Genomic DNA, 26,897 nt, shown 5'->3' with positions numbered 1-26,897 from the left:
GAGTCTAACGCTGATGCTTGTCGGCCCTGCGGTTGCCCAGCAGGAGCTTGCGTTCGAGATGTGCCCGCAACTCCCCGTAGTAGGCCGTCAGGAACGCCCGCGCGTCATGGGCTTGTGGCGCCGCACCGATCTTGCGTCCGATCGTTTCGGCCACCGTCCGCAACGCGAAATAGTCGTCGCGGCGCAGCACTTCCTCCAGCTTGTGGAGTTCGGCAATTCCGTAGGCGTCGAGCTGGGCGTGGCTGAATCGGAACGCGCCAGTGCCGGCATCCTGCCGGGCCGACAGATCTTCCAGCAAGGCGCGCTTCGGTGCCTCGACCACCCAGGTCCCCGCCAACAGGTCGCCGATCCGCATGCGGTCTCGATTGAAGAGCGGAAACAAGGCAAACAGCAGCGTCCACACCAGTCCGAACACCGTCGTCAGCGTGTCGGCAAGGTCGGTGCCGCTGCGTCCGACGATGATCGACAGCGGCAGGAACACTTCGATCTCGCGCATCAGGTTGCGGGCGATGACCTGGTCGATCGACAGGCCGTCTCCGCTGCGCGATGCGACCCGGATGCCGACGATCCGCTTGCCGGGCGTAGCCGCGCGCCGGCCCGCTTCGAAGACGATGAAGTAGGCGTTGCGCAGAAAGAAGATCAGGATGATCCAGACGACGAAGAGCGGCTGAAACCCCTCGCTGCCAAGGCCTCCCACCCCGAACAGTGCGACGATCGTGATCACGATTGCAGCCACCGCGATGAACACGAAGTCGAGGAGGAAGGCGGCAGCCCGCGTGCCGGCGTCGGCCAGCTTTATCCGAAGATCGACGCCCTCGGGCGTGATCAGCGGCCGTATAGCCGCAAAGGCGGCGCGTCTACCGATCGCCATGCCGCACCATCCGGAACAGGTAGAAGTAACCGATCCACAGCGCCAGCATGCCACCGCCAATGGCGTAGCGCGTGACGTCGCTGGTGATGGTCTGCCTGCCAATGCCCTCGAGCAGCCCGGCAAACAGCAGCATGACCGAGACCCCGACCATAGCATTCGCGGCGATGCGTCCGGCACCAGCCGCTGCCGCCATGCGTGTCAATTCGCCGGGAAAAGCGATGCTGGTGCCGATGCGCATGCCGGCCGCGCCGGCCAAAGCGATTGCGAACAATTCGGTGGTGCCGTGGATGGCCAGCCAGCCGCCGAGCTCCATGCCGAGCCCCTTGGACCAATAGACTTGGAACAACGCGCCGATCATGCAGCCGTTGAACAGCATCAGCAGTACCGTCGGCACGGCGAAGGCAAAGCCGAGGGCGAAGGCCAGGATCGCGACCTGGACGTTGTGCGTGAACAGATAGGCGGCAAAGCCTGAGAGAAAGCCATTGTCGCCATCATAAAGCATGCTGCGCAGCAGTTCGGCCGAAGCATCTGGACCGCGGCCCCCTGCCAGGCTGGACGGGATGATCGCGTCGAACCAGCTCTTGTCGGATGCCACCAGCCAGGCGCCTGCACCAATGCCGATCACCATCAGCGCGACCGAAACCAATGTCTCGCGCCACAGGTCGCGAATGGCTTCGGGCCAGTCGTGCAGGAAGAAATCGGCGAGGCGCTGCCGCAGCCCGCGGCGTGCGCCATAGAGATAGAAATAACCGCGCAGCGACAGCGCTTCGAGATAGGCGACCAGCGCGTTGTCGAGCGAGGTCGCCCGCGCCACCGAAAGGGAAGACAGCGCCGATCGATAGAGTAGGGGCAGCGACAGCAGCTCCTCTTCGGAAAGCGTGCGCGGCGCACGCTTCTCGACACGCGCGAGAAGCGCCTCGAATGCTTTCCAGTCGGCCTCGCGCTCGCGGCGGAAGCTGGCCAGCGACTGGCGTACCGCGTCGCCGCGTACCGCACTGCCGGGTACTGGCGCCGTCACAACAGATCCTCCTGCTTGAACTGCAGATAACGCTCGACCAGCGCGGGACCCAGCCGATTGTGGTTGGCTTCGATGACATGCGCCCCGAGCAGCCGCAGCCGGCCGATGACGACCTGCCTTTCGCGCAAGAGCCCGCCGGCAACCACCGCGCGGGCAACGTCCTCGCCGGAGCGTGGCGGCATATCGGCCAGGCCCTCCAGTTCGGTGTCCTTCATCAGCGTGAACAGCACCAGATGCCGTTCGGTGAGCCGGCCCACGGTGCGCAGCATCAATTCGGCACTGATCGGATCGACGAAATCGGTGAAGACGATGACCAGCGAACGGCGGTCGAGCCGCGCCGCCAGCGTCGTCAGCGCCAAGGTGAAGTTGGTCTCTTCACTGGAATAGTCGATCTCCGCGGCCCGTTTCTGGATCATCGCAAAGCTGGCGGGGCCGCGTACCGCGCCGCTCGAAACGCGCGGCCGTGCATCGAAGCCGAACAGGCTGACCATGTCGCCGCCCTTCAGCGCGATGAATGCCGACAGCAGGGCGGCCGTCACCGCCCGGTCCACCTTCGGCACACCGTCGACGGGCTCGCACATCAGGCGTCCGCTATCGATGGCCAGCACGATATTGTTGTTCTCCTCGATGCGGAACTCGCGCGCCAAAAGCTTGCCGTGGCGGGCGCTGCGCTTCCAGTCGATCATCCGCCGGCCCATGCCCGGCTGGTAATCCTTGAGCGCGTCGAACTCGCGGCCTTGACCAGCGCGGCGCTGCGCATGGCCTTCGGCAAGCGCCGCATGTTGCAGCAGCGTGATCGCCTCGCCGCGGGCGCTGCTGACGTCGGGCAGCACCGCAACCTTGCTTTCCACCGGCAGCACGACCTGGTTCCAGACCAGCCCGAACGGCCCGCGCCAGCGCACCCAAAGACGGTCGAAGCTGGCGATCCCACGCCGCAGCGCCTGGAAGCGAAGGTCGAGCGACCCGCCTCCGGGGGTTGGCAGCAATGTCCCACCGCTGTCGCTCACCGGCGCCAGACGCGCATCGTGGCCGACGCGAGCCTCCGCGATGCGCGGCCGCCCCGAATGACGGGCGGCAATTTGTACGCTGAAGTCGCCGCCGACACCGACCTGCTGCGGCGCATCGATGCTGGCATTCAGCGATGCCCGCCCGCGTCCGGCCGCGGCATCCACCGCCAGGAAGGCAAGCAGCAGGCAGCTCCACAGCAATCCCAGATACCAGAACGACGGCAGTGCCAGCGCGACCAGGAAGGCCGGCACCGCGCCGGCCGCTGCTGCCCACACTGCTCGGCCGCTGGGATAGATCAACGTGGTGCTTCCGTCTGGTCGACCAGGTCGGAGACGATCTGCTCGACCAGGCGGCCATCGATCTGGGCGGCAGGCGAAAGGATGACGCGGTGGCGCAGCGCCGGCACTGCCAGCGCCTTGACGTCGTCGGGGATCACATAGGCGCGTCCGTCCAGCGCCGCCCGGGCACGAGCCGCCCGCGCCAGCATGGCGCCCGCGCGTGGGCTGGCCCCGACTTCCAGATCGGCATTTTCGCGCGTAGCCCGTACCAGCGCCGCTATGTAGCCGACGACATCGTCGACGAGGGTGACGGAGCCGACGGTTGCGAGTGCCTCCTGCAGCGTCTCGCGGTCCGTCTGCGCCTCGATGCCGTATTGCGCGATGTCGTGCGAGGCGGAGCCGCCGCCGTGATGGACGATGATGGCTCGTTCTTCCTCGGGGCCGGGATAGCTGACGCGGTGCTTGAACAGGAAGCGGTCGAGCTGCGCCTCGGGCAGGGGGTAGACGCCCTGGTGCTCGATCGGATTCTGGGTCGCGACGACCATGAAGTTGCGGCCGAGCGAATGCGTGGTGCCGTCGAACGTGACCGCATGTTCCTGCATCGCCTCGAGCAGTGCGGCTTGCGTCTTGGGTGGCGTGCGGTTGATTTCGTCGGCAAGCAGGAGATCGCAGAAGATCGGGCCGCGCGTCAGCGTGAACTGCCCGGTCTGGAAGTTGTAGATGTTCGACCCGACGATGTCGCCGGGCATCAGGTCCGGTGTGAACTGGATCCGCCCGTAGGCGACCCCAAGCGCTTGGGCGAAGCAGCGCGCGGTCATTGTCTTGGCCGTGCCGGGAGGGCCTTCGAGCAGGATATGCCCGCCTGCAAACAAGGCGGTCAGCATCAGGTCGACCGTATCGTGCTGCCCGGTAATCGCCTTGGCCACTTCTTCCCTGATCCGTGTCGCCAGGGCCTTCACATCATCGACGTTCACCGAGCCTCCTTGCTGTCCAGTCGTGCAGCCGCTCAGCTGCCTGTTGCATCTGCGTCAGGTTCTTCGCCTCGCCGGCGGCTTGCGAGCGCGTCGTGAATCCGCCGGCTTGCTCCTTATCGCGAGAGTCGAGCCAGTGGTCGAGCGCTGTGCCTTGCAACCCTTGCGGTGCCCCGAGCAGCGCGCCGGCGCGCACCCGCATCAAGGCCGCATAGCGGCCTCCCAGCTCGTCCAGCCGGCCGGCACGCCGCATGAGCATCGCCGTCGTATCGACCAGCGCACGCTTGCCGAAAGCAATCGCACGCTGGTCGGCGCGCGGCGGGCCGAACCGGCCAAGGCCATGCAGGAACGCCAGCGCAGCGGCGACCAGGATCGTCAGTGTCAGCGCCAGGAACGGCGGCTCGACCAGAAGCTTGGCCAGATCATACTTCCGCCCCGCGCCGTGCAGCGTCAGATCGAACATCACCGGTCCGTCGTCGGGCTGGAGCAAGGCGATCAGCCCGAGCGCCGCTACCGCCTTGTCGGGATCCTTGAGGGCGGCGTTGTTGATCAGGTCGGGGTCGGTCAGGATATAGAACGGCTTGTTCTCCACTCGCGTCAGCACGGCCTGGCCTTGCCCGGCTGCAATGACCGGGTGTTCGTCCGCTACCCACTGCAATTCGTCCGGGGTGTTGACGAGCTGGCCCTCGATGTCGAGTTGCTTTGGCGTACTCTGGCCAGCACCGATCTTTGCATCGGCGATCCGGCCAAGCCACTCGTTCACCACCGAACCGGGCAATCGCCCGAATTTCATGTTCCAGCCTTCGTGCTCCTGCAGCGGCAGGATCTGCCATTTGGGCAGCACGAAGAGCGTGTTCTGGTCCTGACGAAGGTCGAGGATGTGGTCGAGAGCCTCCGGATCGCTGTCGAGCGAAATGGTGACGATCAGCAGCATGTCGGTGCCGAGATCGTCCTCGGTCCGCGCCATGAAGGGCGGTTCGCCGGTCAGCTTCAGCCATTCCGCCAGGCCGGCGTAGCCGACGCCGCTTTTCGACAACGGCGTGGCGCCGCCATTGCCGGGTTGCCGGAAATCGGGAGCATAGGTGGACAGCAGGAAGAAACCGGCTGCCGCAAGCAGGCTGGCGAAAATCCCCCAAAACAGTGTCTTTCGATTGAACGGCTCCTGCGCCTCGACCGCCGTTGCGCTCACGTCCAGGCATCCCGGAAGGCGAACCGTTCATAGGCGCCGCGTGCTTGCCGCCAGCCTTCCGCGCCGACCGGCCGCCGCGCGAACAGCGCGGCCTCGACAATGCGGGCGATCTCGGTAAAGGCATGGCGTGCCCTTCCCGGCAGGGAAGGGGCATTGGCGATGTCGCGCGCGGTGAGCGACGGGCGCAGGAAGTCCGGCAGCCGGCCGGCAATATCGGCGACGCTGCGCCGAAGCAGCAAGTGAACCGCCTCGTCATAGTCGCCGCGCGCGGCCAGCGTATCGGCTTCCGACAGCAGGACCTGCGCGGCGCCGGCGTCGGGGCGCCAGGTCTCTTCGGCCTCGGCCTCGGGCCGCGCGCGCTGCCACGGCAGGCGCCAGGCGATGCCTTTCACCTCGAGGAAGACCACAAGCAGGATGATTGCGGCGCCTGATATCACCGCCCCCCAGAACAGATAGATCATGTAGGGACCGAGCGATGACAAAAGATCCAGCAGCGGCTTCAGCCAGTCGGGCGGCTGGGGCGGCACATAGGCCGGCAGGTCGAACTGGATCGACTCATCGGCGATCAGCCGCTTGTGCAGATTGGTCAGCCATTCGGCTTCCGCTGTGCCTGGCTGTGCCACCGTCACCCGCTCCCCTGCAACCTGGAGTTCCCAGCCGACACTGACAATGCAGCACAAGAATTGCAAGTGGGCTGGACGCCCACGGTTAATCTTGGCAGAATTGCTATTAGGGCGCCGTGATACTGTTACGGCGAAACACGGGGGAAATCATGGCTTCAACGACATTGGAACGGCCTGAGAAATTCGAGATCGGCAGAGTGTTCAACAACAGCTTCGCCGTGATCGGCCGCAACATCGGCCTGTGCCTTGGACTCGCGCTGCTGTTTTCAGGCTTGCCGGCGATTATTCTTCGGCTGTGGAGCCAACCGCAACTAGATGCGGTTCTGCAGGGCGACCCCGGCGCCGCGGCCGATCCCTCGATGATGTTTCAGAATTCATGGATTACGGTTATTGCGGGATTGCTATCCTTCGTTTTCGCGCTGCTGCTCCAGTCGGCGCTGGTGCGGGCAACGATCGAGGACTTGAACGGCAAGCGGCCGACCTTTGGCGACTGTATTCAGATAGCCATCCGCAATTTGCTGCCGACCCTTGGTATTGGCCTGCTCGTCGGCCTGGGTGCGGGCCTGGCGTCGATAGCCTTGCTGGTTCCCGGCATCATCTTATGGCTCGGATGGTGCGTGGCGGTGCCGGTTCTGATCCAGGAGCGGCTTGGCGTGTTCGGGTCGATGTCGCGCAGCCGTGTCCTGACCAAGGGCAACCGCTGGCCGCTATTTGGCCTCTTCTTGATCCTGATGGTCATCGCCATGGTCATCCAGTGGGTGATGCTGGCAGTCATCGTCATGTTTGGCGGGATCATTGCCGATGTGGCGGCAGCCTTGGTGTCGACCGTGCTGTCGATGGTGCTGTCGGTCGCCACGGCGGTCAGCTATGTCGAGCTGCGGCAGGTCAAGGAAGGCACCAGCGTCGAAGAACTGTCGCAAATCTTCTCCTGAGGACGGTGGAGGCTTTTCACCGGCTGGCATCTTGCGTTGCGGTCGAGCAGCCGAGCTCGGTCACAACGCCTTTGTCTGTGCCGGCAACGCTGCTGCCAGGCGGTGCGCCCATTCCTCGATGCCGGAGCGGCCCGCCAGCAGGTCCTGCCTGATCTCGACGAGGACGGCTGGAATGCCGCGATCGTCGCCATGGACCGGTATGGCGTAGTCGCCCTCGCGGCTGATCACGTAAGGCTCGTTTGCCGCGACGTTGAGCCCGATGCCGGCGCCCAGGCCGGCAAGCACTGCCTGGCCGAACTCGATTGCCCGGTCGTAAAGCACGCCGGCGTGCCAGGGCCGCGCAATGCCGAGAAAGACCGGCGTGAAGGAGTGGATCGTCGCGATCCGCGTCGGTCTGCCCTGCTTCGCCCGGTCATCGAGATGGGCGGCCACGCGGTCATGAAACGGCGCGAACAGGATTTGGGCACGCCGGCTTCGCTCCTCCGGATCGAGGCCGACATTGCCGGGGATGCCGGTGTCTTCCGACAGCACCGGAATACTGCCGCTGGAACCAAGCGGCCGGTTGAGATCGATCAAAAGCCGCGAATAGGAGCTGAGGAAAGCCGGAGCATCGAGCAGCTTCGACAGAGCGCGGGTGAGTTCGGCGGCGCCGATATCCCAGGCGATATGGCGCTGCAAATGGCTGCTGTCGAGACCGAGCCGCGCATACTCGGCCGGAATATGATTGGACGCGTGCTCGCATATCAGGACGATATCGGAACGCCCCGTTTCGTTGATTGCTTCGACCGCGGGTGGCCAACCTTCCGGTAGGATGGCGTTGGCAACCGGCTCAGCCATCAATAGAGCGTCCGGTAGAGGTCGCAGACAGCCACTGGATCAAGCCCGGCAAGGCGCTCGGTCTCATGCCGCTTGAGGCCGACAAAAGTCTCGACGAACACCGGCGCGAACCATCGTGTCACGGTCTTGTCGGCAACGAGCGCGTCGAGTGCCGCCGGCAGCGTTTCCGGCAGCCGTACGAGGCCAAGCTTCTTGCGTTCGGCGGCGCTCATCTGCGTCGGGTCGCCGGCGACCAGCGGCGGTGCCGGCAGCTTGGCTTTCAGCCCCTCCAGCCCGGCGCGCACGATCGCCGCCAGCGACAGATAGGGATTGCCGGTGGCGTCGGCGGCCCGGTATTCGATGTTGTACTGCCGCGCCGGATCGCGCCCGCCGATCGTCACCGTCGGGCAGATGCGCAGGCTAGCCTCGCGGTCGCGATCGGCAAGCCAGGTGTAGGACGAGCTCCAGCTGTGCGGCTTCAGCCGGTAGTAGGACGACACACTCGCCGCCGTCATGGCGGTGATCGCGGGCAGATGGCGCAGGACGCCGGCGCAGAACGAAGCGGCCGGGCTGGAAAGGCCGCCCGGCTGTGCCGGATCGTAGGTCGCCGGCTTGCCGGCCGCGTCGACGAAGCTGAAATGGATATGGACGCCGTTGCCGACGGCATCCGGCGCGATCTTGGGCGCGAAGCTCGTCCGCCAGCCGGCACATCGCGCGACTTCGCGCGCGATCTCGCGGATGGCGACCGCCCGATCGGCCGCGGCGAGCGCATCGGCTGGCTCGCATGTCACCTCGAATTGGTCGGTGCCGAATTCGGCGATCACTACTTCCGGTGCGACGCCGGCTTCCGCCAGCGCCGCCATCAGATTGACGGCAAACGGATCGGCGCGGCGCAATGCGGCCAACGACATCGAATGAGCCGGCCCAAAGTCGCCTTCGATATGGAATTCATGCTCGAACGCGGCGATGACGGAAAGCCCGGTCGCCGCCTTCAACTCCGCCAGCGCATCGCTCAGCATGGTCCGCGTGCAGCCGAGCCACGGGCTGCCGTCCAGTTCGACGATGTTGCCGGCGACCATGTCGAACGGTGTCGGCGATCCGGTCAGCGCCGTGCGAAACCGCGCGTTGAGATCGGGAACGAGACGCACGTCGCCGGACGAGCCCCAGGGATTGGGATCGACGATGGAATTGAACGGCGTCAGCGACAGATTGGCCTGCAGCCAGCCGACGCCGGTCGCGGCGATCTTCTGCAGCTTGCTTTCGACGACGGAGCGGCCGCGCGTGATCGCCGAAAGGTCGGTGGTGACGACGGCAACGAGCGGTTCGACGGTCGATGTCATGCAGCTTTTCCCAAAACTTCGAAGCGGGCGGCGACGGTGGCGGTGTCGGCGATCCAGCAATAGCCGCCGAAAGCCTCGAGCGCGCCGTCATGGCGCTCCTGCGAGGCGGCGGCGCAAGCGTCCGATACGCAGGTGACGAGGTAGCCGCGATCGGCGGCATCGCGCACCGCCATGTCGACGCACTGGTCGGTCATGATACCGGCGACGACCAGGTAACGCACGCCGAGGTTTTTCAGGACATAATCGATGTTGGTCGAGTTGAAGACGCCCGACGATGTCTTCGGCAGCATGATCTCGTCGCCGACCGGCGCCAGCGACGGCACCGGCAGGCCCTCCGGCCGGCTCGGCGCGATATGGATCGGCGTCAGTTTGTGGTCGAGCGAGCGATCGCGGCCATCCTCGGTCAGGCTCTGGATGATGGTATGGATCACCTCGACGCCGTTGGCGCGCGCGGCCGCTAGCAGGCGCTCCTGGTTGGGGATCGTTTGCGACGCCGTCTGCCGGTAGAAATCGTGGTCGGGACCGCGCTCCGGATGCGCCGGATCGGCGCCGGGCTCCAGCCAGACGCGCTGCATGTCGACCAGCAGCAGTGCGGTTTCGCCGGCCCGGAACGGCTCGTTTCGTTTCGGCAGTGGTGGCGTCATGCTTGGGGTCCTGTGTGGGTGATCACTATCTGGCTGATTTAGCTGACTTTGGTCCACCCGTCTTGCGTGCCGGACGCGCTTATTGGGATATTCGAAGTCGCTAATTTAAGGTACACTGCTTTCCGGCATGGGGGACGGGGGTCTCTGTGATGATCGATTCAGACGTGTTCGACTTTGTCGAACGCTGCAGGAAACATACAGCCACCGGGCCGCTGCTGAGCGACCTTCTTGAAACCGTGAGGAATCTCGGCTTCGAGCATCTTATCCTGAGCGGTGTGCCGCTCAGTGGCCAGAAACTTGCGCCGATGGTTGAACTGAATGGCTGGCCGGCCGGCTGGTTCGAACGCTATGTCGAAGCCGAGCATGCCGCGGTTGATGGTGTTTGCATTTACTCGGCAAAGACCCTGAAGCCGTTCCTTTGGTCCGAAGTACCGGCAAAGTGGTCGGATACGGAAGGTTCACGACGCGTCGCCGGCGAGGCGACGGAATTTGGCATCTGTAGCGGCTTCGCTGTGCCGATGCTCAGCATTCACCATTGGCAATCCGTGCTGTCGTTTGCCTCCTCCGCGAAGTCCTGCAATCTCTCGCCACGCCATCAAGTGCAACTGGTGACCATGGCGGTCTATGCCGGCATGTCGATCCAGGCCTTGGCGGATGACAATGATGACGATGAAGGCATGCTGACCGACCGCGAAAAAGAGGTGCTGTTGTGGGCCGCAGCCGGCAAGACCTCGTCGGAGACATCCCAAATCCTCGGTCTGACCGAGCGAACGGTCAAATGGCATTCGACAAGGGCCCGTGAGGCTTTTGGCGTCGCAACGACCACGCAGGCGGTCGTCGAGGCAGTGCGCCGGCGCCTGATCCACCCCTAAACGCGTCAACTGTCCCATCGGACAGGTGACGTACATTAGCGAGGCTGCAAATATCCGCCGCGAGAACGATCGGGGGATCGCGCCATGATAACGGCCCACGTAGTCAACGCGCATAACAAGCATCTCTACGAAAACGAATTCGACGAATTTCTGCGCCGGCGGCACGACTTCTTCGTGCATCAAAAACGCTGGCGCCCTCCGAGCCCGGATGGTCGCGAACTGGATCAATTCGATACAGACGCGGCGACATACCTGCTGGGCATTGAAGACGATCGCGTAGTGACTTCGGCTCGATTGATCCCAACGAGCGAGCCGCACATGGTCTCGGAGGTTTTTTCTCACATGTGCGAAAAATCGGGCGTCCCAAGACGTCCTGATTGGGCCGAATGGACCCGCACATTCGTCGTTCCCGACAAGCGAACTGCCGGACTGAGGGGAACGCTGACGCAGCTGTGCTGCGCGGTGATGGAATACGCTCTAGACGAGGGCCTCAGCGCCGTCGGCGGCGTCCAGGAAACCTACTTCATGCCCCACCATGGCGCGCTCAAATGGCGGGCCGAGCCGATGGGCATGGCCAGGGAAGAAAACGGCGAATGGTACATCGTCGCGTATATCGAGGTGAATGAGGCGGCACTGGCGAGTGTGCGGAAGGTATTGGGGATCGAGCATTCGCTGTTGGCGAGGCGGGGGACGCAAATGCCCTTTCTCCAAGAAAATAGCATATCTTTAGTCCACAACCGGGTAGAAGTGTAATCATGAATGGGAGGGATGATCATGTCTGTAATTCTTGCATCAGCCAGAATAAAAGAGGGCAATTTGGCAGAGCATTCGAAAAATGTGACATCGTGGAAAGATAGTATACTATCGTTTGAAATAGATGAAAAGTACAAGGGAAATTTTGTCCCGGTAATATCCCATTGCCATAACGTGCCATACATAACAAGTAGCTATTGGATCAAGCAGGTTGGACCAGAATACATCGTCGTTATGCAGGGGGCTCAGGATACAAGTGGAAGGGTCTTTCCGCCCACTGATTTCACGGCAGTCATAGTTTCGACAATCTAGGGAATAGGCGACCCCGTTGGAATAGGCGCGGTCTCGGCCGCGCCTCTTGCTGTTTGAAGCCATGGAAGGAATTACGGTGACAGTGCACTATTTTCTGTCGCCGCCTGCTCTGGTTTTCCGGGTTTCACGGCTTTGCCGATTTGCCCGGCGATGCTCTTGGCCCACGGGTGCATCGAAACCGCGACATCGGCGACGCGGCAATACTCGATGAGCAGTTCTTGTGGAACACGTGGTCTTCGGACGTGAAAATACTTTGGCTCGCCCGTGAGGTGCTGGGGGATGCGGCAGACCGGGAGCGCGGGCAAGGTGCACCATGCGGCCGAGGCGACATGGTAAAAGTGCACTGTCACCGTAATTCATCCTTAGCGGCCAATTTCCCGCGTCGCATCAACAATCTAGGTCATTTTCGGTTTCGCTTTAGGCAGCGCGGCCACCAAGAGCTGGTGCTGTTTCTTCTTTCTCTTCGACGTGAGGGCTCACCCATTCGTCGGTTATCACGCGGCTGACCAAGGTGCCCGGCACCGCTTTTCTCAAGGCACGCAGCAAAAAGTATCTAACCCGCTCGGACAGTCAAGAGGTGTGGCAGGCAGGCCATGCGCAGCCAGCCGCAGCGAGCCGCCAAGACGCGCGAAGCACTTCGGCGGTGTAGGACAGCGGCACGCCAGAACGCGCGCAGGCCAGGCGTTGGCCTGCTCAATTGTGTTTTGACTATTTGGCTGCACGGGCGCACGAAGGAGGCTGCTACGAACAACGGAACAGCGGTCGCAGTGATGCGGGTGATTAACCTGAAGGCTGCATAAAGTTACCCACACTCTGGCGACTGCAGACGCTCCAGCCGGCGGGCTTTCCGGTGCGCCACGGCTGCGATTAAGGTCAGGGCGACTGCTTTATGGACGCCGCCATTTTGTCGCGGCGCTCCTTCTCGGCAGTGCTGTGTAGAGTTGTAGCATGAAATGTCGGCGTCGGCCTCGATGACCGGACATTTCTGCCGGCGCGCTGTGGCCAGCGCGGCGGCAGACTGAGGCCTTAGCGCACGGCGAGCCGCCCTTCAGTGGTGGTGGGCGGAAACGCTCTTGACGTATTCGGACACCATTTCCTTCGGTGCCGACTGACTGACGTCGCCGACGCTAAGGATGCCGACCATTCGCATATTCTTGTTGATCACCGGCAACCTGCGGATTTTCAGTTCCTCCATGTGCCGTACGGCCTTGGCCAGATCGTCGTCTTCGCGGCAGCAGTGAATGCCGGCCGTCATGACATCGCGCGCCGTTGCGGTGCGGCCGTCGAAACCATCGTCCGCCAGTCCCTTGCAGACAATATCGCGGTCGGTCACCATTCCGATCAGTCGGTCGTTCTCTCCGATGGGAATCGACCCGATATCCTGGGCTCGCATCATTTTCGCCAGTTCGGTGACAGCGGTTTCGGGGCTGACCCAGTCGACACCCTTATGCATTGCGTCTTTGACTTTCATGGCGGACCTCCCTTGCTGGGTTGGTGAATGTCCCCCTGTCCCATTCTAACGCGGACGGGGTTTGGCTGCCAGAGGTCATCATCCAGACCCGCATTTTGCGGTGGTTGTCATGCGTCCATCTCCAGCCGATCATGCCCCGGCTCTTCGTGCCAGGATCACCTGCCGCAGGTCGCGTCGGTCCACGAGCGATTACGGTGCGATTACGGTGACAGTGCACTATTTTCTTTTCGCCGCCTGGCTCGTTTCCGGGTTTCATGGCTTGCCGATTTGTCCGGCGATGCTCTCGGCCCACGGGTGCATCGAAAACCGCGACATCGGCGACGCGGCAATACTCGATGAGCAGTTCTTGTGGAACACGTGGTCTTCGGACGTGAAAACACTTTGGCTCGCCCGTGCGGTGCTGGGGATGCGGCAGACCGGGAATGCCGGTAAGGGTGCACCATGCGGCGAGGGCGACATGGTAAAAAGTGCACTCACCGTAATTCTGATCTATACTCCGGACCGAACGCCTACGGCGAGGCGAAGGGCGGATGAAGTGCTTGATAGAGTTCTCTTTTTAGTCATGGGACGATATTAAGATGTTAGCCTCCGACCTGACGAAATTTATCGAGCAGGATCATCTGGCTCTGGATGCCTTCGTAAAGGGCGATCCTGAGCCCTTGAAAAACCTCTACTCGCGACAGGACGACGTCATTATTGCCAATCCCTTTGGCCCGCCGGCGAAGGGATGGAGAAAGGCCGCTGAGACCATGGAACGGGCCGCCACCAATTACCGGCACGGCAAGGCCATCGGCTTTGAGCGCATCTCGGAGTATGCGACAGCCGGCTTGGGATACATCATCGAGGTCGAGCGGTTCCAATCCAAGGTCGGTGGTGGCAACAAACTGGTGCCGATTGCGCTTCGAGTCACCACCATATTCCGGCGCGAGGAAGGCGCGTGGAGGATCGTCCTTCGTCATGCCGATCCGATAACCTCGGCACGCCCGCCGACGTCCATTGTCGGGGAGTAGAAGCGTTGCCGGAAAGGTTTTAGGAATTACGGTGACAGTGCACTAATTTCTTTTCGCCGCGTGCCTCGTTTTCCGGGTTTCACGGCTTTGCCGATTTGCCCGGCGATGCTCTCGGCCCACGGGCGCATCGAAAACCGCGACATCGGCGACGCGGCAATACTCGATGAGCAGTTCTTGTGGAACACCTCGGACGTGAAAACACTTTGACTCGCCCGTACGGTGCCGGGGGATGCAGCAGACCGGGAACGTGGGCAAGGTGCACCATGCGGCGGGGCGACATGGTAAAAAGTGCATTGTCACCGTAATTCCACTGTCACCTTAATTCCCCGCGCCCACCGATTAAAGCCCCCGCTCACCCCGGCGAGCTTTCCTTTTGCGCTTTACCGCGCCAATGATGCGCATGGGAGCGGAGGGGGAGCAGAAGGCCATACAAACGTATATGGACGCCGATGATTACAAAGGGCTTCAGAGTCTAATATATTATAAAGAAAATGACATATTTCCTTTTCATAACATTAAAATTCAAGCAATTTACGAGAATTTTTCAAAGGGCGCGCTCGAATTTTACATGGATTTTTACGGTCTCTATACATACGATGGCCACGGGAGATCGACGTGGCGTCCGTCGGGTGGCCGATACGTAAGCGATGAAATCTACAAAGAGATCATGGCCGAGATCGCGGCGCTGGATAAAAAGGCGTCAAAGCTCGTGGCGCTGTGGGAAGAACTGATTAGCTTATCGCGTCAGGAATTGAAGGGCGCTTCAAAGTCGATTGAGCGCTACGAAATGTGAATCGCCCATGTCGCGGAGGTGGGAATGACCGCCGATGCCCGGCGACAAGCGCCCTGACCACACCCCGGATATTGGCTGGTCGGGTCGGCTGGTTGCTGGTTTGAAAGAGGTCGCGGCCGATTAGGCACTTGAACCCTCCCTTTCAGACACATTGTTAGATGCTTGGGGACCAGCGTCAATCAATCAGAATGACCCATGTGGATTATTCGCTTGATTATAACGCTTAGCAATTTCTAATGTTCTCTAGGTGACGAAAAAAGCAATCTGGCTGGGGAACCTGGATTCGAACCAGGACTAACGGAGTCAGAGTCCTTGCAAGTCCGTTGTTTTCATTCGGATTTTTCTATTCCTTGTTGCAGTTTGGTTGCACGGCGCGCGCGTCGCCTGTTCCCAGCCTCTGTCATGTCGTCTCGAAACGACTCAAACGTGTCAGGACCGCTCCTGATTTGATATGTCACAACTTTGTAGTTGGCACCCCTCGTACCCCTTTGGGCGACGTTCGTTATCACCGTGCCATTGCTAAGCAATGTCTCCACCTCAATGCCAGCGCATCTCAGATCATCGACAAGCTGGACGACCGCTCCTCTATTAGCACAGCCAAGCTCCTTGAACAGAACGTCCGGCGACATAGGCCTCTCTCGTATCAAGTTATAAAGCTGGCCCCATTTGGGGAAGCGATGGGGCATTGCATTGCCTCGTTGCTTTGTTGCACGGGAATCCGTTAGTATGCTTCTCCAGAGACAGGAGAAAATCGTAATGTCGGTCCGGAAGCGTTTAGGAACTGATAAATGGTGCCACGACTATTTCGATGGCAATGGCAAGCGCCACCAAATGCTTTATCGCACCCAGAAGGAGGCGAAAGAGGCAGAGGCGAAAATCCGCATGGAGCTTAAGGGGAACACGCATGTCCCCGACATCGATTCAATCACGGTCAAAGAGGCCGGGGAGTTGTGGATCGAAGCATGCGCTGGTCTTGAGCGCAGTACGCGGGATCAATACGCCGGGCATTTGAAGCATCACATCTATCCCAACATCGGAAAGACGAAGCTCAACAAGATCGGCGTGCCATTCGTCTACGACTTCCTCGCCAAGCTCCGCAAGCAGGGCCTTTCGGAGGCGATGGTGCGCAACGTGCGAGTTAGCCTTGGAGCGCTTTTGTCAAACGCCCAAAAGCAGGGCAAGGTCATCTTCAACGCGGTGAAGGAGATGGGCCGCGATAGCAAACCCAAGGATGGACGGCACAAGAAACGTCTCAAGGTCGGCGTCGATATCCCCACCACCGAGGAAGTGAAGCTGATCATAGCCGCCGCTAAGGAGGGTAGGGCGCGCGTATTCCTCCGCACCGCTGCTCTCACCGGCATGCGGGCTAGCGAGCTACGGGGACTTGCTTGGGAGGCGATTGACTTCGCGAAGCAGACGATCGAAGTCAGTCAGCGCGCTGATGCTTACGGGAAGCTTGGTTCCCCCAAGTCCGCCAGCGGCATTCGGACGTTGCCAATCGGCGATAAATTGACTGCCGAGCTTCGCGAATGGAAGCTTGCCTGCACTTCGCGGAAGCTGGTGTTCCCGAGTCTGCCGCGCGAGGTTGATAGCGCCATGCAGCGGGACAACGTCATGAACCATGCCAACATCATAAAGGATTGGTGGCACCCAGCTCAAATCAGCGCTGGGGTGACTGTCAAGACCGACGAACTAGACGGCGACGGCAATCCCGTCCTAGCGCCGAAGTACACCGGCCTCCATGCGCTGCGCCACTACTATGCCTCGTACTGCATTAACTCAAAGGAAGACAAAGGGCTTGGCCTGGCTCCCAAGACCGTTCAGGAGCGCTTGGGGCACTCGTCCATCGTCATGACGCTGGACGTTTACGGCCATCTGTTCCCGAAAGGGGACGCGAGTGCTGAACTCGCTGCGGCGGAAGCTGCGCTTTTCTAGTTGCTCGGCCAAAGCCTTCGCCTGTAGCGGACAAGCATGCACTTCGCCCCAAGTGTGCGGGCCGCGCGAAGCTTGCTGCTGTGCGGGCCCTAGTGCGGGGAGTAAAGCGCATAGGCTGCTGCTAAATACGAGAGTGCGAGCATCACGTAGGAAATTTGAACTGGCGTCATCTGGGGCGAATCCTTGGTTGAAGATGACCCTCTACATACTCTTCCTTTTGGCGCTCATTGCCAGTTATCTGCAAGAGTCCCCACCAAAACGACATTGATACCCGCGTTTCACAGCTAACTTGTGTACAGCCAAGGGCTTGACACGTTTTCCATAGACAACTGCCAGTCGCTCTACCAATTAGGAATGTTGTCCTAGTCTGCTTTTCGTCCATCAAGGACGTGTCAGACAGGAGAACATCACATGCCCAAGAGCAAAGACGTAGCAGCCGACAAGCCGCAGACCAAGAAATCCCGCGTGCAGGAATTGCTAAATGCCGGCGCCGTCAGCGTGGCTGAGATCGCGGAGCAGCTATCAATCAGCAAGCAGGCCGCCTATTCGCTGATCGGCGACGTGAAGCGCGCCGGCGTTGAAATTGCCGGTGTCATGAAGGACGGTGCGATGCGCTACTCGACCGTCAAGCCAAAGCGATCAAAGGAAAAGACGCTCGCCTTTGGCAAGGGTCCAGTTGTCAGTGACGCAGCTTCAGCCCCGACTGTAGCTGACTGAAGTGGCCACCGACGGGGGCAGCGCGCTTTTCCAGATAAGCTGCCCCTTCGTTGGTGACGAACTGCTGGACCAGTGCATCGACCGTCAGCAGCCCACGCTCGGTTCGGGCATGGACGACACGCTTCTTTTTGCGGTCATCAGATTCCCCCACCTCGAAGTCATTTTCGTCCTTCAGCAGTGAGATAACACCTTCTACCAACCCGCCCTTGACGCCGGCATTCACGAGCGAATGACGAAGGGTGGTAGAGACAGCATAGTCGCGTGACGCTTGCTTCTCAGCCGCCACCATCGCAGGACCTTCAACTTTCAGCGTCTCGAGAGCGGCGTCGAGGCGGGCGATCTCGGCCTTGGCCTCCGCGACGTAATCCGCTGCTCGGACGGCCAGGATGAAGTCATAGCCTGCTTCATCTTCATCATCCTGGTCAGCCTCTCGGTAGGCTACGCGATATTCCTCGGGGACTGACGCAAGATCGGCAGTCGCGATCTTTCTGCGAAGGACAACGCCCTCACTTGTGGTGTGGTTATTTTTCCAACTGCTCATGCTCATGCCTCCTGTTGTTGATGTGCCGCCAGCGCGCTTTCGCGCTTTGAACGAGCTGTGATTGCGTTGTCGACAAATTTGCCAAATCGGCCTTTGCCGACTTTCTTGACGAGCTCGACAAATGCTCCGCCGCCCGTTTCAGACGCAGCCCGCATCTTCTTCAGCCTCTCCAAACGAGCCATCTCGGCAGGAAAATGTTTCGTCTGGAATCGATGCCTGAGCGAGGCAAGCTCGGTCGAAGTCATTCCGGTAAGCATTCTTGGCGCGCGCAGCACGGCGCCGATCGTCGCTGTGTCACCGGCTTCGAATGCTTCTGCCAGCTCTTCGCGGCGTTGATCTGGCGTCATGCTTTTGAGGGCTTGACGGACCTCTTTGTCGAACTTCTCGCCTATGTCTGCGTCAGGGGGAGGAGCGAACGTCGCCTTTTCCAGTGAAGCAATTGTGGCGTCCGCCTTTTCGTTCGCGGCGACGAGCCGCGCTGCCACACGCTCGCCTGTCCTCTGCGCGGCGGCGGCTAGCTGAATCGCCGCTTGTTCGGGCGTTTGCGAGGCGTCCCCGTACACTGCCTCAGCGAGAGCGACCAGCGCGTTGGCTTCTTCCCGCGCTAGCTTCATCGCTCCTGATAGCACGACCTGCTCAAGATCGGGTTCGGGCGGCTTGTCGTTGCCCCTCTGCCTTGCGGCGTGGTGGTCAATCAGGCCCTCGTGAATTGAGGGGCTGACGTGCAGCTTTTGTTCCAGGTCGGCGGCGGTTGCCATGTGTCTTCTCCTTTTCAGACTTTTCGATTTTGGACGACGAGCAATGCAAACGAGGCACGAGCAACGCCGGCCTCGATCTGGACAAATCCGCCGCTCGACAATTGGCGTCGGCGTGGTTCCAGCATGATGCGCGCCACGTCGCCATCGCGGCTCATGTACCGGCCCTTGAAGCCGTCAATCGTCACTGCATCGCCCGACTCGAAAACAGGCGTCTCCACCGGGATCAGCATTTCGGCGTCCTTCTGGAGGCCGGTGAAAGTGCCCTCGCTGTTTTTGCGGATCAGCTTCGCGTCCTGTGTCCCGGATGCGTTGCCAACGAAGCCCAAGACGCACCACCGCAACCCTGATCCCGACACGACGATATCGCCGACAGCTACGGTCATCAGATTTCCTCCGGCCGCGCTATGCGGCCCTGCACTTGCGAAAAATCGATGGGCGCCTTCCCCTCGCGGTCACGCTGCATCAGCAGTGCGAATTGCCAACGCCACAAAATGAGGTGGTCTGAGCCGCCGCCGTCGCTATCATATTGCACCGCGACGAACAGGTCGTTGAAGCCCGACGCCGCTTTGACCAGCATCTTGCCGTCATGCACCTCCGTGAAGGGGTGAACGTCTGCCGTAGCGGGCACCGCGAAATAGAGCGTGTCCTGCCGCACGAGGCTCACCGAACCATTCAGGTATCCAGCTGACGAATATCCGACTTCAAAGTCGTTCCGCTGCCAACCCTTCCGGATGTCGCATTGGGGGCGCAATGTGAACAGCAGGTTGGGCGTGCCATTCCAGTCGATAGCGCGAATCAAAAAATAGTGACGGCCCTTGCCGAGAGCGCGTTCGTATGCACCTTCCTCGACCGGATAGCCGATGATCCATTTGTGCCCACGCCGTGATGTTATGATGTCGCCGCTACGCATGTTCTGTTCTCACATCGGAATGGCTAGGGTGGTGGTGATTGTGCGGAGGACAGGGCGCGTCACCATGTTGATGACGCCCGCCGCCGCATTGGCGATGTCGTCATGTCCCCCCGGCGCATGGTCGATGCTCTCACGCCCCCCTCGCGCAACACGCCGCTCAAGTCCGACGAGCTGGTTGACGAGCTTGGGGTTATCGAGAAGATCGACGCTCTCGTTGTTCAGGACAGGGAGCAGATCGAGATACAATTCGGAGCGCGTCTTGTCCGCCAGTCTGTACTCGATGCCCTGTTTGCGGAACGCTTCACGCGGCCACTCGCCAGCGTACCGGTCACCCTCAACGCTGCTGATCCCGTACGTCTTGAGGAAGTCGGCAAACTTCTTCGTCACAGTGTCAGGTGAGAACGGTGGCCGTTCCTCAAGCAGCGCGTCGAGGATCACCATGTCGCCATCCAGATGGGCGATACCCAGTGTCATGCTGTCTGCACTGCCCCCGGACGGATCCACGAAGGCGACATAGCTGCCCAGCAGTGCCTGTTGCGGCTTTCGCACTTGCGCGTCAGTCCGTATGCACCGCTCCACAACGTCAAGGCGGACAAAGGCCTCGATGTCCTCGCGCCATTCAGCCCCGTATTCAGCTTTGGCGCTGGCAGCATCGCTTTCCATCGCCTCGTCAACGACACGTTGCGGCAGCGTTGGGTTCATTGCCCGCGTTGGTGCTTTCCAGACGAGCGGCGTCTGATCCTTGCCCCAGTAGCGCTTCCATGCGTCAAACAGCGCACCGCGCCGCGCGTATGGGCTGCTGGCGCATATCAACATGCTGCCCGGAATTGTCGCCAGTCCGGGGCGGACTGCGGCGAGGATTTCAAAGTCAGGGTTGGCGCTGTCGTCGCCCGTCCGCCAAAACGCAACTTCGTCACCGACGATGGCAGCGAACGTGTATCCGCGGGTAGAGCGAAAGCTGGCGGTGCCAATCTCAATCGTGACGCTGTTGGATAGGGCGAAGCTTTCCGAGTTCGCGTTCACGAGGAGCTTCGTCAGCAGGGGGATGCCCTCAAGCATTGCCCGCACGTAGCGGACGATGATCCGGGCTTGTTTTCTGTCAGCGGCGATGACTAGCACCGTCGCTCGTTCGCCGGGCGCTAGGAACTCGCGATAGGAGCGGAAGCACGCCAAGTAGACGGCGATCAACGCCATCATGAAACTTTTGCCGCCACGTCGCCCGACGATTAGCCAAGCCTCGTCCGACGCTTCTTCGGGCGGCTCATTCCTGCCTGTGTGCGCGCGGTACAAGGCAAGCTGTGCGGCGTCCATGGGCAGGGCGAACAGAGCGGCGAGGAAGGCGAACCATGCCATGTACGTCTCGCGTTTCCTGAACCAAGGGGCGAACAGGTTGGGGTCGGCACAGGCTTGAAGAATGTTCATGCCTGCCTCGCGAGGTAGGCGTCGAGTGTCGGGGTGATGTCCTTTGCTTTGCGCTTCAGTCCCAGGGCTTCCTGGTTGCGGCGCAGGGTATTGGAGAGGCGCTGGTGCGTGTCGAGGTCCTTCACGTCTGCCGCGCCGTCCTGAGCAAACTGCGCTTCCATCTTCTCGATAGCCACCTGCTGGGTGGCAACGCGCCGTATCAGGCCGCGCTCCATCTCGCTGATAGCGTCCTCGCCCCCCAAGTCATGTGTTATGAGTGCCATCAAGTCCGAGAGGCGGCGCACCCACACAGTTCGACCATCAACGTTGGGCAGGACGGCAGTGCCATTCGTCGTGGCGCTGCGAGCCATGGGCTTCTTGATAGCTGTCCTAGTCCTGTCCATGTGTTGTCGCTTACGTATCTGCTTGCTTGTTTTGGGTGGGGTGCAGTAGTGCAAATGCGTAGGGCGCACTGCAACTGAAGTGCAACTGGAACCTTTTTGTGCAATAGTTTGAATCGTTTAGTACCGGACCAACGGATGCATAGTCCGTTATTGCAGTTGAGCTTTTAGCCCGCCTGCATCAAGCCCAGTTGCTGCAATAAAAAGCGCGAGGTGACCAGATTTTCATCTCACCGCACAACACCCAACATTTACCGATCCTAGAGTGGGAAATTTTGCACTGGGAAAAAGCGCAAGCCGCAACGGGGTGTGTAAATGTCCCGGTTTGTGAGGTGTGTACCGTCACCGCCCATAGCCATCTGGGTGAAAGGGGTCCCTCCCAGTGTCAACCGCGTCCCGATTAAGTCGCGCCTGCTGGGCACTGTGCCGCCGTTCCACGACAGCATCTGTCAGTCTCAGTCCCTTGTAGATGGTAGTGCGTTCATTGCCCGTGCCAGTGTCGCCACTGCCCAGTCCGGGAACTGCTGTGCGCAGATTGCGTCCAAACCACTTCTTTGTGCCTGCCCTGTCGATATTGGAGCGCTGGCACCACGCCTCCCACTCGTCGAACAAGTCGTCGATGGTGACTTCAAACCCCGGACCAACCTCACAGCAATCCTTCACGAAGGCGCGGGCAGGGGACGCAAGCATCTCCATCTCGTCCACCACCGCCTCGCTGCGTGACGGCTGGATGAAGTGCCCACGCTGTCGCAGACGCTCATAGCCCTCCATCGCCCAAATCAGGATGCCAGCCATTTCAGTCTTGAGCTTGTCGAACAGCCCTCTGTCCTCTTCGCCGAGGAAGCTCACCTCCATCATCAGCACAAGGAAGCGGCTGGCGAGGGCGCCTGCACCATCGGAGAACGCGGGCACCTCATTTGTCAGGATCATGATGCGGGTGTTCAGCCGTCCAATCCACGCGTCCTTGAACTTGCGATTGACGGTAAGCGTGTCCTCGCCGGAGATAGACAGCAGTCGCTCCGCCACTGTGGACTTGTCCGTCCTTGCGCCAATCCGCATGTCAGGCACGATGGCGAGGGGCTTTGGTATGAGCGATTCAAGCCCGAATGTATCGCCAAGCCCCGATGCAGTCGGGCCGGCGACCGAGTCGCGTCCCAGCAGTTGCGTCAGCACGCGGGCAATAGTGCCTTTGCCGGAGCGGCGTGGTCCTACGATGAGGAGTATTTTCTGCTGCGATGTGTCAGGCAGAAGCGTATAGCCAAACCACTCCTGCAGCGCGTCTATCGCCTCCTGATCATCGACAAACACTTGCTTCAGGAATGCCAGCCATCTGCTGGGTGCGGAGGCGTCGGGATTGAACGACACTTCCGATGAACTGGTGTTGAAGAAGCTAGCCGTGGGTTTCCACATCTCGCCACTCGGGACGTGAAGCAGTCCATTCTTCACTGCCATAAATTCTGACGCCGGCTTGTCGGGATCGGCGTTCATCCATGCGGGTGCTGAAATGTCATTGGGTAGGCGCGCGGCGGCGCGCAGCGCCTTGGTTACGTCAGCCACGCGGGCAGAGTTTGGCTTGAAGGGTGCTAGTCCCTCTTTGCCCGGTTGAAAGGCGACGGCGAGGAAGCCCCACGCATCAGCCTCGATCTGCTCGTCGTCGGCAATTGCATAGTGCGAGCCATTCCATACCCAGAAGGTGCTGCGGTGGCGCTGTAGCGTGCGCAGCCCCTTGTCGTCGGTGTAGCGCGCAAGCACCATGCTCCTCGCGCTACGCATCGGGTCTGTCGGATCTAGGATCAAGCGGGGGGTGATGGGGCGCTGCTTGCCAGCCGCCAGTCCTGATTGAATTGATTTGCTCGACTCTTTCCGAGCGAGGCCACATTCATCCGCCGCTGCTTCAAGTCGCTTCCGAGCGTCCTCTTCATCAATGTAGCCGTTCGCGACTAGCCCACCTATCGTGAAGGCAGCTTTGTTCAAGTTGTCGTTGCGCTTCTTGCTGCCATCTGGCGTTGCTGCCACCTTGGCACACTCACTCTCCACCAGCTGCATGGCCGCGCCATTATCATCGTCCGCCGCGTCCACAACTTGCGGGATGGCTGCGGCAGGCGGATCGCCCCTGAACTGCCTTGCTGGGTATGTCTCGACAAGCCATGTCTTGTAGATGCGGACAAGCTGTGGCTCGCCTTTCTGGTGGTAGAAGCCAGGCAGACGCATGACGCGGGGCAAATCCTTCACCACCTCGTCACCATCAAACTTTGCGATGAGCTTGCGCTGGGCAGCAGGGAACTCGTCAAGCTCCATCCCCTCGACGCGCCAATATGCGTGCCATTTGCCCTCGGATGTCGTTACCACCACCTGCGGCGGGCAAACATCCTTCAGCACTGGGTCAAGTGGCGCGCCATCCAGATCGACAAAGACAGCGCGGACACGGATGATGTCTTCCGTTTTGCGCCCCTCGCCATTCGTCTCGTTGATAGTGACGAAGACGCCGGCACCCAGCTTGTTCATCTTGATTAGTTCAGGGGCGCACTGGCGAAGCGAGCCGTTCAGCACCCGCCCCAGCTTTGGGTCTTTCTTTGGACTGTCGTCGATTGTCTGGAAGGTGAAGGATGTTGCCTCTGGATCGATGATATTCAGAAAGCGCTCAGCCTCGTCGATATCCACGGCAAGTGGCTGTTGTGTCATTACCCTACCCAATAAAATCTGTTGCAACTCAAGGTTGAAGTAGGGTAGCGTTTTGCGAGCATTGCCCAAGCTCGGGATGTGCTTTTATGTGCTCATGCTTCTCCAGACGCCGGTTCCTGTTCAGTCAGGAATCGGCGTTTCCTTTGAATGGATCGGATCGGCGAGTTGGATCCGATTAAGGAGAGTAAGCGCAGCCTCCTTGAACGTGCTGCCCACTGCCATCGCGTCGATATCGTCGCGATTGCTTGGCGTCTCTAAGGAGACACGCCAGTTGGTGGTAAACTTGAGGATGGAGAGGTGGCCGTCGAAAGCGCCCTCAGCCACCTTTAGCAGCCGATCCATCAGCTTAATGTCATGGGCGTCCATCACGCATCCTCCTTCTCAAGGAGCCACGCGAGCAGCGCCTTGCGGCTGGCGACATAGCCGCCGACTACCTTCTTGACTGGGAATTGTTTGGGGTACTTCGTGAACAGATATTCGACAACACGGGCGTCGCGATTGATGATCTTGCCAATCGCTGGGGTGCCCCAAACGATGTCGTGGTCGTGTTCCTGCTTGATGTGGGTTCCTGCCATGGTCGGCTCCGTACTAGGTACGCCGACTCAGCATTGATGACACAGTCGGCGCGGTTGGTTGCGCGTTTCCCGATGAGATGCCCGGGCCTGTGTCAGCGTCCTTTGAAGGGGACGGGACTGCACTTTACACATAATTAACTAACGCTCGCAAGCGCAGTGTTGCGGCATCGTTAACGCGGCGAAGAACCGCCAGTTTTGTTGCAGTTCAGTTGCAGGGGAGTTGCGTGCCGGTGTGGCCCCGTGTTGTTTTTACTGGCTTTTAGTTGCAAGCCACTGCAACAAGGGAATTTCATCGGATGAAGCTAAAAGCGCAGCAATTCCAAGGAGTTAAAGTGGCTGGGGAACCTGGATTCGAACCAGGACTAACGGAGTCAGAGTCCGTGGGTCTACCGTTAACCTATTCCCCAGCAGGCGCGGTTGAAGAAAACCACGCGGGCAGGGCGACGATCTCGCCGCGCGTGCCTTGTAGCCGCCGCCGGAAAATAGTCAACCCTGCCGTAGGCATTTCAATCGGCGCGGTTGCTTCAGATTTGCCCTGTCGTCACTCCTGCCGCCGTTTGCGCTGCCCCTCACCCTTACCCTCTCCCCGTGAAGGACGGGGAGAGGGGGGCGCCAGCGTTGCGGCTAGCCCCTTCTCCCCGTCCTTCACGGGGAGAAGATGCCGGCAGGCAGATGAGGGGCGGCGCCGACTTCGAGGATTGATCGTCTCACATACATGAGGTCGTCATCAGGGCCTGACGCGATTGCCCCAGCCTTCAATTCTCGTTGCGGCTGTATTGCGAGTGCTCGAAAAACAGCACCACGCCGAGCGCGATCAGCAGCGGGATGATCAGGTAGAACAACCGGAACACCAGCAGCGTCGCCAGCACGCCGACCTGGTCCATATGTGATAAGCCGGCGAGGAACACCACCTCGAACACGCCGAGCCCGCCCGGCGCATGCGAGATCTGCGCGATCGAGAACGACACCAGGAAGACGCCGAGCACGACGAAATAGCCGGGATTGCCTGATACAGGCAGGGCGAAGAAGATGATCGCCGCAGCCGCCAGGAGTTCGATCGGGCCGACCAGCAATTGCCGCGCCACGATGGGCAGCGCCGGGTAGTGCAACTGAAAGCTGCCGATCCTCAACGGCCTCAGATGCAGCCAACTGCCGAAGACATAGGCCGCCACCACGAGCAGCATGGCGAGCCCTGCCGCTTGCGACAGCTTGTGATGCGGCGTGCCGGAAAACCGGTCGATCACCTCGGGCTCGAGCAGCAGGACGATGCCTGAGACGAACAGCGTCGACAACACGAAGGTGATCCAGCAGATCGCCACCAGAATGCCGACATCCTGGCCGGTCAGGCCCTTGGTGCCATAGGCGCGGTAGCGGATCACCGCGCCGGAAAACACCGAGCCGCCGATATTGTGCGACAGCGCATAGGTGGTGAACGAGCAGAAGGTGACGAACAGCCACGAGACTTTTTTGCCGATGTGCAGCAGCGCGATGTGGTCGTAGCCGGCCAGCGAGGCATAGGCGATGACCGAACTCAGCGCCGCCAGCACCCAGCCGCGCGCCGGGATGGCGACGATGCCGTCCCAGACGTCGTCGAGCGAGATGCCACGCAATTCGTGCAGCAACAGCCACAGCGAGAACACCACCGCGGCGACGCCGATGACGGGCCAGAAATAGCGGCTCCAGTTCATTGCCTGACGATCATGCGTTGCAGCCCGTACCCGTTACCGGTTCGCAGCAGGAAAACCGCCCGCTATCCCGAATGGTTCATTTCAGAAATGCCTCATTGAAGCCGGCTATTCAACCGGGAAGGCGCGCTGTGGCGCTGGCATCTTTCCTTCTTCCCTTGTGGGAGAAGGTGGATCGGCGCGCAGCGCCGAGCCGGATGAGGGGTGTTGGAAGAAACTCGGCTTGAAAAAAATAAAATGATTTGAAGGGGTTACATCTTCAATGCCGCGATCCGTCCAGCACCCCTCATCCGACCGAGCTTCGCTCGGCCACCTTCTCCCACAAGGGACCTGTTGCGCAGTCATGAGCAAAAGCTTGCGGCGGCGGGGTTGCGGCGGTTGTTCGCTTGTT

At 60.7% G+C, this 26,897-nt stretch carries 30 protein-coding genes and 1 tRNA gene; 9 read left to right on the top strand and 22 right to left on the bottom strand.

Annotated features, from left to right (window positions below; all coding sequences use genetic code 11):
* Window positions 1-4 precede the first annotated feature (4 nt).
* Genes NKG95_RS29375 through NKG95_RS29350 form a run of 6 tightly spaced genes read right to left on the bottom strand, consistent with a single transcriptional unit; the run spans window position 5 to window position 5,958 of the window.
* Window positions 5-871, bottom strand: coding sequence for an RDD family protein (locus tag NKG95_RS29375; RefSeq protein ID WP_352717573.1), 867 nt, complete (start codon window positions 869-871; stop codon window positions 5-7).
* Window positions 858-1,889, bottom strand: a complete 1,032-nt coding sequence (locus NKG95_RS29370) for a stage II sporulation protein M (RefSeq protein ID WP_353043247.1) — start codon at window positions 1,887-1,889, stop codon at window positions 858-860. The genes NKG95_RS29375 and NKG95_RS29370 overlap by 14 nt, the downstream gene beginning before the upstream one ends.
* On the bottom strand, window positions 1,886-3,196 hold the full coding sequence (locus NKG95_RS29365) for a DUF58 domain-containing protein (RefSeq protein ID WP_353043246.1): 1,311 nt from the start codon (window positions 3,194-3,196) through the stop codon (window positions 1,886-1,888). Before NKG95_RS29365 ends, NKG95_RS29370 begins: the two co-directional genes overlap by 4 nt.
* Window positions 3,193-4,149: an AAA family ATPase gene (locus NKG95_RS29360; RefSeq protein WP_352587881.1), complete on the bottom strand. Its 957-nt coding sequence runs from the start codon at window positions 4,147-4,149 to the stop codon at window positions 3,193-3,195. The genes NKG95_RS29365 and NKG95_RS29360 overlap by 4 nt, the downstream gene beginning before the upstream one ends.
* Window positions 4,136-5,335 (bottom strand): DUF4350 domain-containing protein, encoded by a 1,200-nt coding sequence (locus tag NKG95_RS29355; RefSeq protein ID WP_353043245.1) that lies wholly within the window; start codon window positions 5,333-5,335, stop codon window positions 4,136-4,138. Before NKG95_RS29355 ends, NKG95_RS29360 begins: the two co-directional genes overlap by 14 nt.
* Window positions 5,332-5,958, bottom strand: a complete 627-nt coding sequence (locus NKG95_RS29350) for a DUF4129 domain-containing protein (protein ID WP_353043244.1) — start codon at window positions 5,956-5,958, stop codon at window positions 5,332-5,334. The genes NKG95_RS29355 and NKG95_RS29350 overlap by 4 nt, the downstream gene beginning before the upstream one ends.
* A 149-nt stretch (window positions 5,959-6,107) precedes the next feature.
* Here NKG95_RS29350 and NKG95_RS29345 point away from each other — a divergent pair, with 149 nt between their 5' ends.
* The gene (locus NKG95_RS29345) at window positions 6,108-6,890 is read left to right on the top strand and encodes a hypothetical protein (protein WP_023717223.1); all 783 of its coding nucleotides are present in this window, start codon (window positions 6,108-6,110) and stop codon (window positions 6,888-6,890) included.
* 60 nt (window positions 6,891-6,950) lie between these two features.
* Here the strand turns inward: NKG95_RS29345 and NKG95_RS29340 are convergent, their stop codons facing one another.
* From NKG95_RS29340 to NKG95_RS29330, 3 genes are read right to left on the bottom strand one after another with little or no spacing between them, the layout of a single operon-like run.
* Window positions 6,951-7,727: an N-formylglutamate amidohydrolase gene (locus NKG95_RS29340; protein WP_353043243.1), complete on the bottom strand. Its 777-nt coding sequence runs from the start codon at window positions 7,725-7,727 to the stop codon at window positions 6,951-6,953.
* The gene (locus NKG95_RS29335) at window positions 7,727-9,046 is read right to left on the bottom strand and encodes a type I glutamate--ammonia ligase (RefSeq protein ID WP_353043242.1); all 1,320 of its coding nucleotides are present in this window, start codon (window positions 9,044-9,046) and stop codon (window positions 7,727-7,729) included. Before NKG95_RS29335 ends, NKG95_RS29340 begins: the two co-directional genes overlap by 1 nt.
* On the bottom strand, window positions 9,043-9,690 hold the full coding sequence (locus NKG95_RS29330; RefSeq protein ID WP_353043241.1) for a cysteine hydrolase family protein: 648 nt from the start codon (window positions 9,688-9,690) through the stop codon (window positions 9,043-9,045). The genes NKG95_RS29335 and NKG95_RS29330 overlap by 4 nt, the downstream gene beginning before the upstream one ends.
* A 149-nt stretch (window positions 9,691-9,839) precedes the next feature.
* Here NKG95_RS29330 and NKG95_RS29325 point away from each other — a divergent pair, with 149 nt between their 5' ends.
* The 3 genes from NKG95_RS29325 (at window position 9,840) to NKG95_RS29315 (ending at window position 11,627) form a co-directional block, all read left to right on the top strand.
* Complete coding sequence (locus tag NKG95_RS29325; protein ID WP_353043240.1) at window positions 9,840-10,562, top strand: LuxR family transcriptional regulator; 723 nt, start codon at window positions 9,840-9,842, stop codon at window positions 10,560-10,562.
* An 84-nt stretch (window positions 10,563-10,646) separates the two neighbouring features.
* On the top strand, window positions 10,647-11,315 hold the full coding sequence (locus NKG95_RS29320; RefSeq protein WP_353043239.1) for an acyl-homoserine-lactone synthase: 669 nt from the start codon (window positions 10,647-10,649) through the stop codon (window positions 11,313-11,315).
* A 21-nt stretch (window positions 11,316-11,336) separates the two neighbouring features.
* Entirely contained in the window at window positions 11,337-11,627 is a 291-nt protein-coding gene (locus tag NKG95_RS29315) for a hypothetical protein (protein ID WP_353043238.1), read from the top strand.
* Between the two features lie 1,048 nt (window positions 11,628-12,675).
* On the opposite strand, the gene NKG95_RS29310 is transcribed toward NKG95_RS29315, so the two are convergent.
* Window positions 12,676-13,098 carry a CBS domain-containing protein gene (locus tag NKG95_RS29310; protein WP_353043237.1) on the bottom strand — a complete coding sequence of 141 codons (423 nt, stop codon included), beginning with the start codon at window positions 13,096-13,098 and terminating at the stop codon, window positions 12,676-12,678.
* Window positions 13,099-13,303: 205 nt separating this feature from the next.
* Here NKG95_RS29310 and NKG95_RS29305 point away from each other — a divergent pair, with 205 nt between their 5' ends.
* From NKG95_RS29305 to NKG95_RS29285, 5 genes are all read left to right on the top strand, one after another.
* Complete coding sequence (locus NKG95_RS29305) at window positions 13,304-13,675, top strand: hypothetical protein (protein WP_353043236.1); 372 nt, start codon at window positions 13,304-13,306, stop codon at window positions 13,673-13,675.
* Between the two features lies 1 nt (window position 13,676).
* Window positions 13,677-14,108 (top strand): YybH family protein, encoded by a 432-nt coding sequence (locus NKG95_RS29300; RefSeq protein WP_353043235.1) that lies wholly within the window; start codon window positions 13,677-13,679, stop codon window positions 14,106-14,108.
* A gap of 373 nt (window positions 14,109-14,481) precedes the next feature.
* Window positions 14,482-14,901, top strand: a complete 420-nt coding sequence (locus tag NKG95_RS29295) for a hypothetical protein (protein WP_353043234.1) — start codon at window positions 14,482-14,484, stop codon at window positions 14,899-14,901.
* A gap of 756 nt (window positions 14,902-15,657) precedes the next feature.
* On the top strand, window positions 15,658-16,836 hold the full coding sequence (locus NKG95_RS29290; protein WP_353043233.1) for a site-specific integrase: 1,179 nt from the start codon (window positions 15,658-15,660) through the stop codon (window positions 16,834-16,836).
* A 411-nt stretch (window positions 16,837-17,247) separates the two neighbouring features.
* A complete protein-coding gene (locus NKG95_RS29285) occupies window positions 17,248-17,553 on the top strand; it encodes an HTH domain-containing protein (RefSeq protein ID WP_353043232.1) in 306 nt (101 codons plus the stop codon).
* Here the strand turns inward: NKG95_RS29285 and NKG95_RS29280 are convergent.
* From NKG95_RS29280 to NKG95_RS29225, 12 genes are all read right to left on the bottom strand, one after another.
* The gene (locus NKG95_RS29280) at window positions 17,516-18,094 is read right to left on the bottom strand and encodes a hypothetical protein (RefSeq protein WP_353043231.1); all 579 of its coding nucleotides are present in this window, start codon (window positions 18,092-18,094) and stop codon (window positions 17,516-17,518) included. The two genes, NKG95_RS29285 and NKG95_RS29280, sit on opposite strands and share 38 nt — an antisense overlap.
* Before the next feature lie 2 nt (window positions 18,095-18,096).
* Window positions 18,097-18,852 (bottom strand): hypothetical protein, encoded by a 756-nt coding sequence (locus NKG95_RS29275; RefSeq protein ID WP_353043230.1) that lies wholly within the window; start codon window positions 18,850-18,852, stop codon window positions 18,097-18,099.
* A gap of 14 nt (window positions 18,853-18,866) precedes the next feature.
* Window positions 18,867-19,235, bottom strand: coding sequence for a hypothetical protein (locus tag NKG95_RS29270; protein WP_353043229.1), 369 nt, complete (start codon window positions 19,233-19,235; stop codon window positions 18,867-18,869).
* Window positions 19,235-19,762, bottom strand: a complete 528-nt coding sequence (locus tag NKG95_RS29265) for a hypothetical protein (protein ID WP_353043228.1) — start codon at window positions 19,760-19,762, stop codon at window positions 19,235-19,237. Before NKG95_RS29265 ends, NKG95_RS29270 begins: the two co-directional genes overlap by 1 nt.
* A gap of 9 nt (window positions 19,763-19,771) precedes the next feature.
* Entirely contained in the window at window positions 19,772-21,184 is a 1,413-nt protein-coding gene (locus tag NKG95_RS29260) for a terminase large subunit domain-containing protein (protein WP_353043227.1), read from the bottom strand.
* Complete coding sequence (locus NKG95_RS29255; RefSeq protein WP_353043226.1) at window positions 21,181-21,534, bottom strand: hypothetical protein; 354 nt, start codon at window positions 21,532-21,534, stop codon at window positions 21,181-21,183. Before NKG95_RS29255 ends, NKG95_RS29260 begins: the two co-directional genes overlap by 4 nt.
* A 372-nt stretch (window positions 21,535-21,906) precedes the next feature.
* Window positions 21,907-24,315, bottom strand: a complete 2,409-nt coding sequence (locus tag NKG95_RS29250) for a phage/plasmid primase, P4 family (RefSeq protein WP_353043225.1) — start codon at window positions 24,313-24,315, stop codon at window positions 21,907-21,909.
* A 51-nt stretch (window positions 24,316-24,366) separates the two neighbouring features.
* Window positions 24,367-24,612 carry a hypothetical protein gene (locus tag NKG95_RS29245; RefSeq protein WP_353043224.1) on the bottom strand — a complete coding sequence of 82 codons (246 nt, stop codon included), beginning with the start codon at window positions 24,610-24,612 and terminating at the stop codon, window positions 24,367-24,369.
* Window positions 24,612-24,821: a hypothetical protein gene (locus NKG95_RS29240; protein ID WP_353043223.1), complete on the bottom strand. Its 210-nt coding sequence runs from the start codon at window positions 24,819-24,821 to the stop codon at window positions 24,612-24,614. The genes NKG95_RS29245 and NKG95_RS29240 overlap by 1 nt, the downstream gene beginning before the upstream one ends.
* Window positions 24,822-25,154: 333 nt before the next feature.
* Window positions 25,155-25,228, bottom strand: a tRNA-Gln gene (locus NKG95_RS29235).
* 348 nt (window positions 25,229-25,576) lie between these two features.
* Entirely contained in the window at window positions 25,577-26,509 is a 933-nt protein-coding gene (locus NKG95_RS29230) for a putative bifunctional lysylphosphatidylglycerol flippase/synthetase (RefSeq protein WP_353043222.1), read from the bottom strand.
* A 105-nt stretch (window positions 26,510-26,614) separates the two neighbouring features.
* Window positions 26,615-26,897: hypothetical protein (locus NKG95_RS29225; RefSeq protein WP_353043221.1), on the bottom strand; the 283-nt coding region annotated here is incomplete at its 5' end.

It is taken from the genome of Mesorhizobium sp. M1423 (genome assembly GCF_040317575.1).
Classification (GTDB): Bacteria; Pseudomonadota; Alphaproteobacteria; order Rhizobiales; family Rhizobiaceae; genus Mesorhizobium.
This window is presented reverse-complemented; position numbering and strand designations above follow the sequence as displayed.

Bases quoted from the DNA above. Each gene is read 5' to 3' on its own strand.
- NKG95_RS29375 (WP_352717573.1), bottom strand. From the start codon at position 871: ATGGCGATCGGTAGACGCGCCGCCTTTGCGGCTATACGGCCGCTGATC.
- NKG95_RS29345 (WP_023717223.1), top strand. From the start codon at position 6,108: ATGGCTTCAACGACATTGGAACGGCCTGAGAAATTCGAGATCGGCAGA.
- NKG95_RS29340 (WP_353043243.1), bottom strand. From the start codon at position 7,727: ATGGCTGAGCCGGTTGCCAACGCCATCCTACCGGAAGGTTGGCCACCC.
- NKG95_RS29335 (WP_353043242.1), bottom strand. From the start codon at position 9,046: ATGACATCGACCGTCGAACCGCTCGTTGCCGTCGTCACCACCGACCTT.
- NKG95_RS29330 (WP_353043241.1), bottom strand. From the start codon at position 9,690: ATGACGCCACCACTGCCGAAACGAAACGAGCCGTTCCGGGCCGGCGAA.
- NKG95_RS29325 (WP_353043240.1), top strand. From the start codon at position 9,840: ATGATCGATTCAGACGTGTTCGACTTTGTCGAACGCTGCAGGAAACAT.
- NKG95_RS29320 (WP_353043239.1), top strand. From the start codon at position 10,647: ATGATAACGGCCCACGTAGTCAACGCGCATAACAAGCATCTCTACGAA.
- NKG95_RS29315 (WP_353043238.1), top strand. From the start codon at position 11,337: ATGTCTGTAATTCTTGCATCAGCCAGAATAAAAGAGGGCAATTTGGCA.
- NKG95_RS29310 (WP_353043237.1), bottom strand. From the start codon at position 13,098: ATGAAAGTCAAAGACGCAATGCATAAGGGTGTCGACTGGGTCAGCCCC.
- NKG95_RS29300 (WP_353043235.1), top strand. From the start codon at position 13,677: ATGTTAGCCTCCGACCTGACGAAATTTATCGAGCAGGATCATCTGGCT.
- NKG95_RS29290 (WP_353043233.1), top strand. From the start codon at position 15,658: ATGTCGGTCCGGAAGCGTTTAGGAACTGATAAATGGTGCCACGACTAT.
- NKG95_RS29285 (WP_353043232.1), top strand. From the start codon at position 17,248: ATGCCCAAGAGCAAAGACGTAGCAGCCGACAAGCCGCAGACCAAGAAA.
- NKG95_RS29280 (WP_353043231.1), bottom strand. From the start codon at position 18,094: ATGAGCAGTTGGAAAAATAACCACACCACAAGTGAGGGCGTTGTCCTT.
- NKG95_RS29275 (WP_353043230.1), bottom strand. From the start codon at position 18,852: ATGGCAACCGCCGCCGACCTGGAACAAAAGCTGCACGTCAGCCCCTCA.
- NKG95_RS29270 (WP_353043229.1), bottom strand. From the start codon at position 19,235: ATGACCGTAGCTGTCGGCGATATCGTCGTGTCGGGATCAGGGTTGCGG.
- NKG95_RS29265 (WP_353043228.1), bottom strand. From the start codon at position 19,762: ATGCGTAGCGGCGACATCATAACATCACGGCGTGGGCACAAATGGATC.
- NKG95_RS29260 (WP_353043227.1), bottom strand. From the start codon at position 21,184: ATGAACATTCTTCAAGCCTGTGCCGACCCCAACCTGTTCGCCCCTTGG.
- NKG95_RS29255 (WP_353043226.1), bottom strand. From the start codon at position 21,534: ATGGCTCGCAGCGCCACGACGAATGGCACTGCCGTCCTGCCCAACGTT.
- NKG95_RS29245 (WP_353043224.1), bottom strand. From the start codon at position 24,612: ATGGACGCCCATGACATTAAGCTGATGGATCGGCTGCTAAAGGTGGCT.
- NKG95_RS29240 (WP_353043223.1), bottom strand. From the start codon at position 24,821: ATGGCAGGAACCCACATCAAGCAGGAACACGACCACGACATCGTTTGG.
- NKG95_RS29230 (WP_353043222.1), bottom strand. From the start codon at position 26,509: ATGAACTGGAGCCGCTATTTCTGGCCCGTCATCGGCGTCGCCGCGGTG.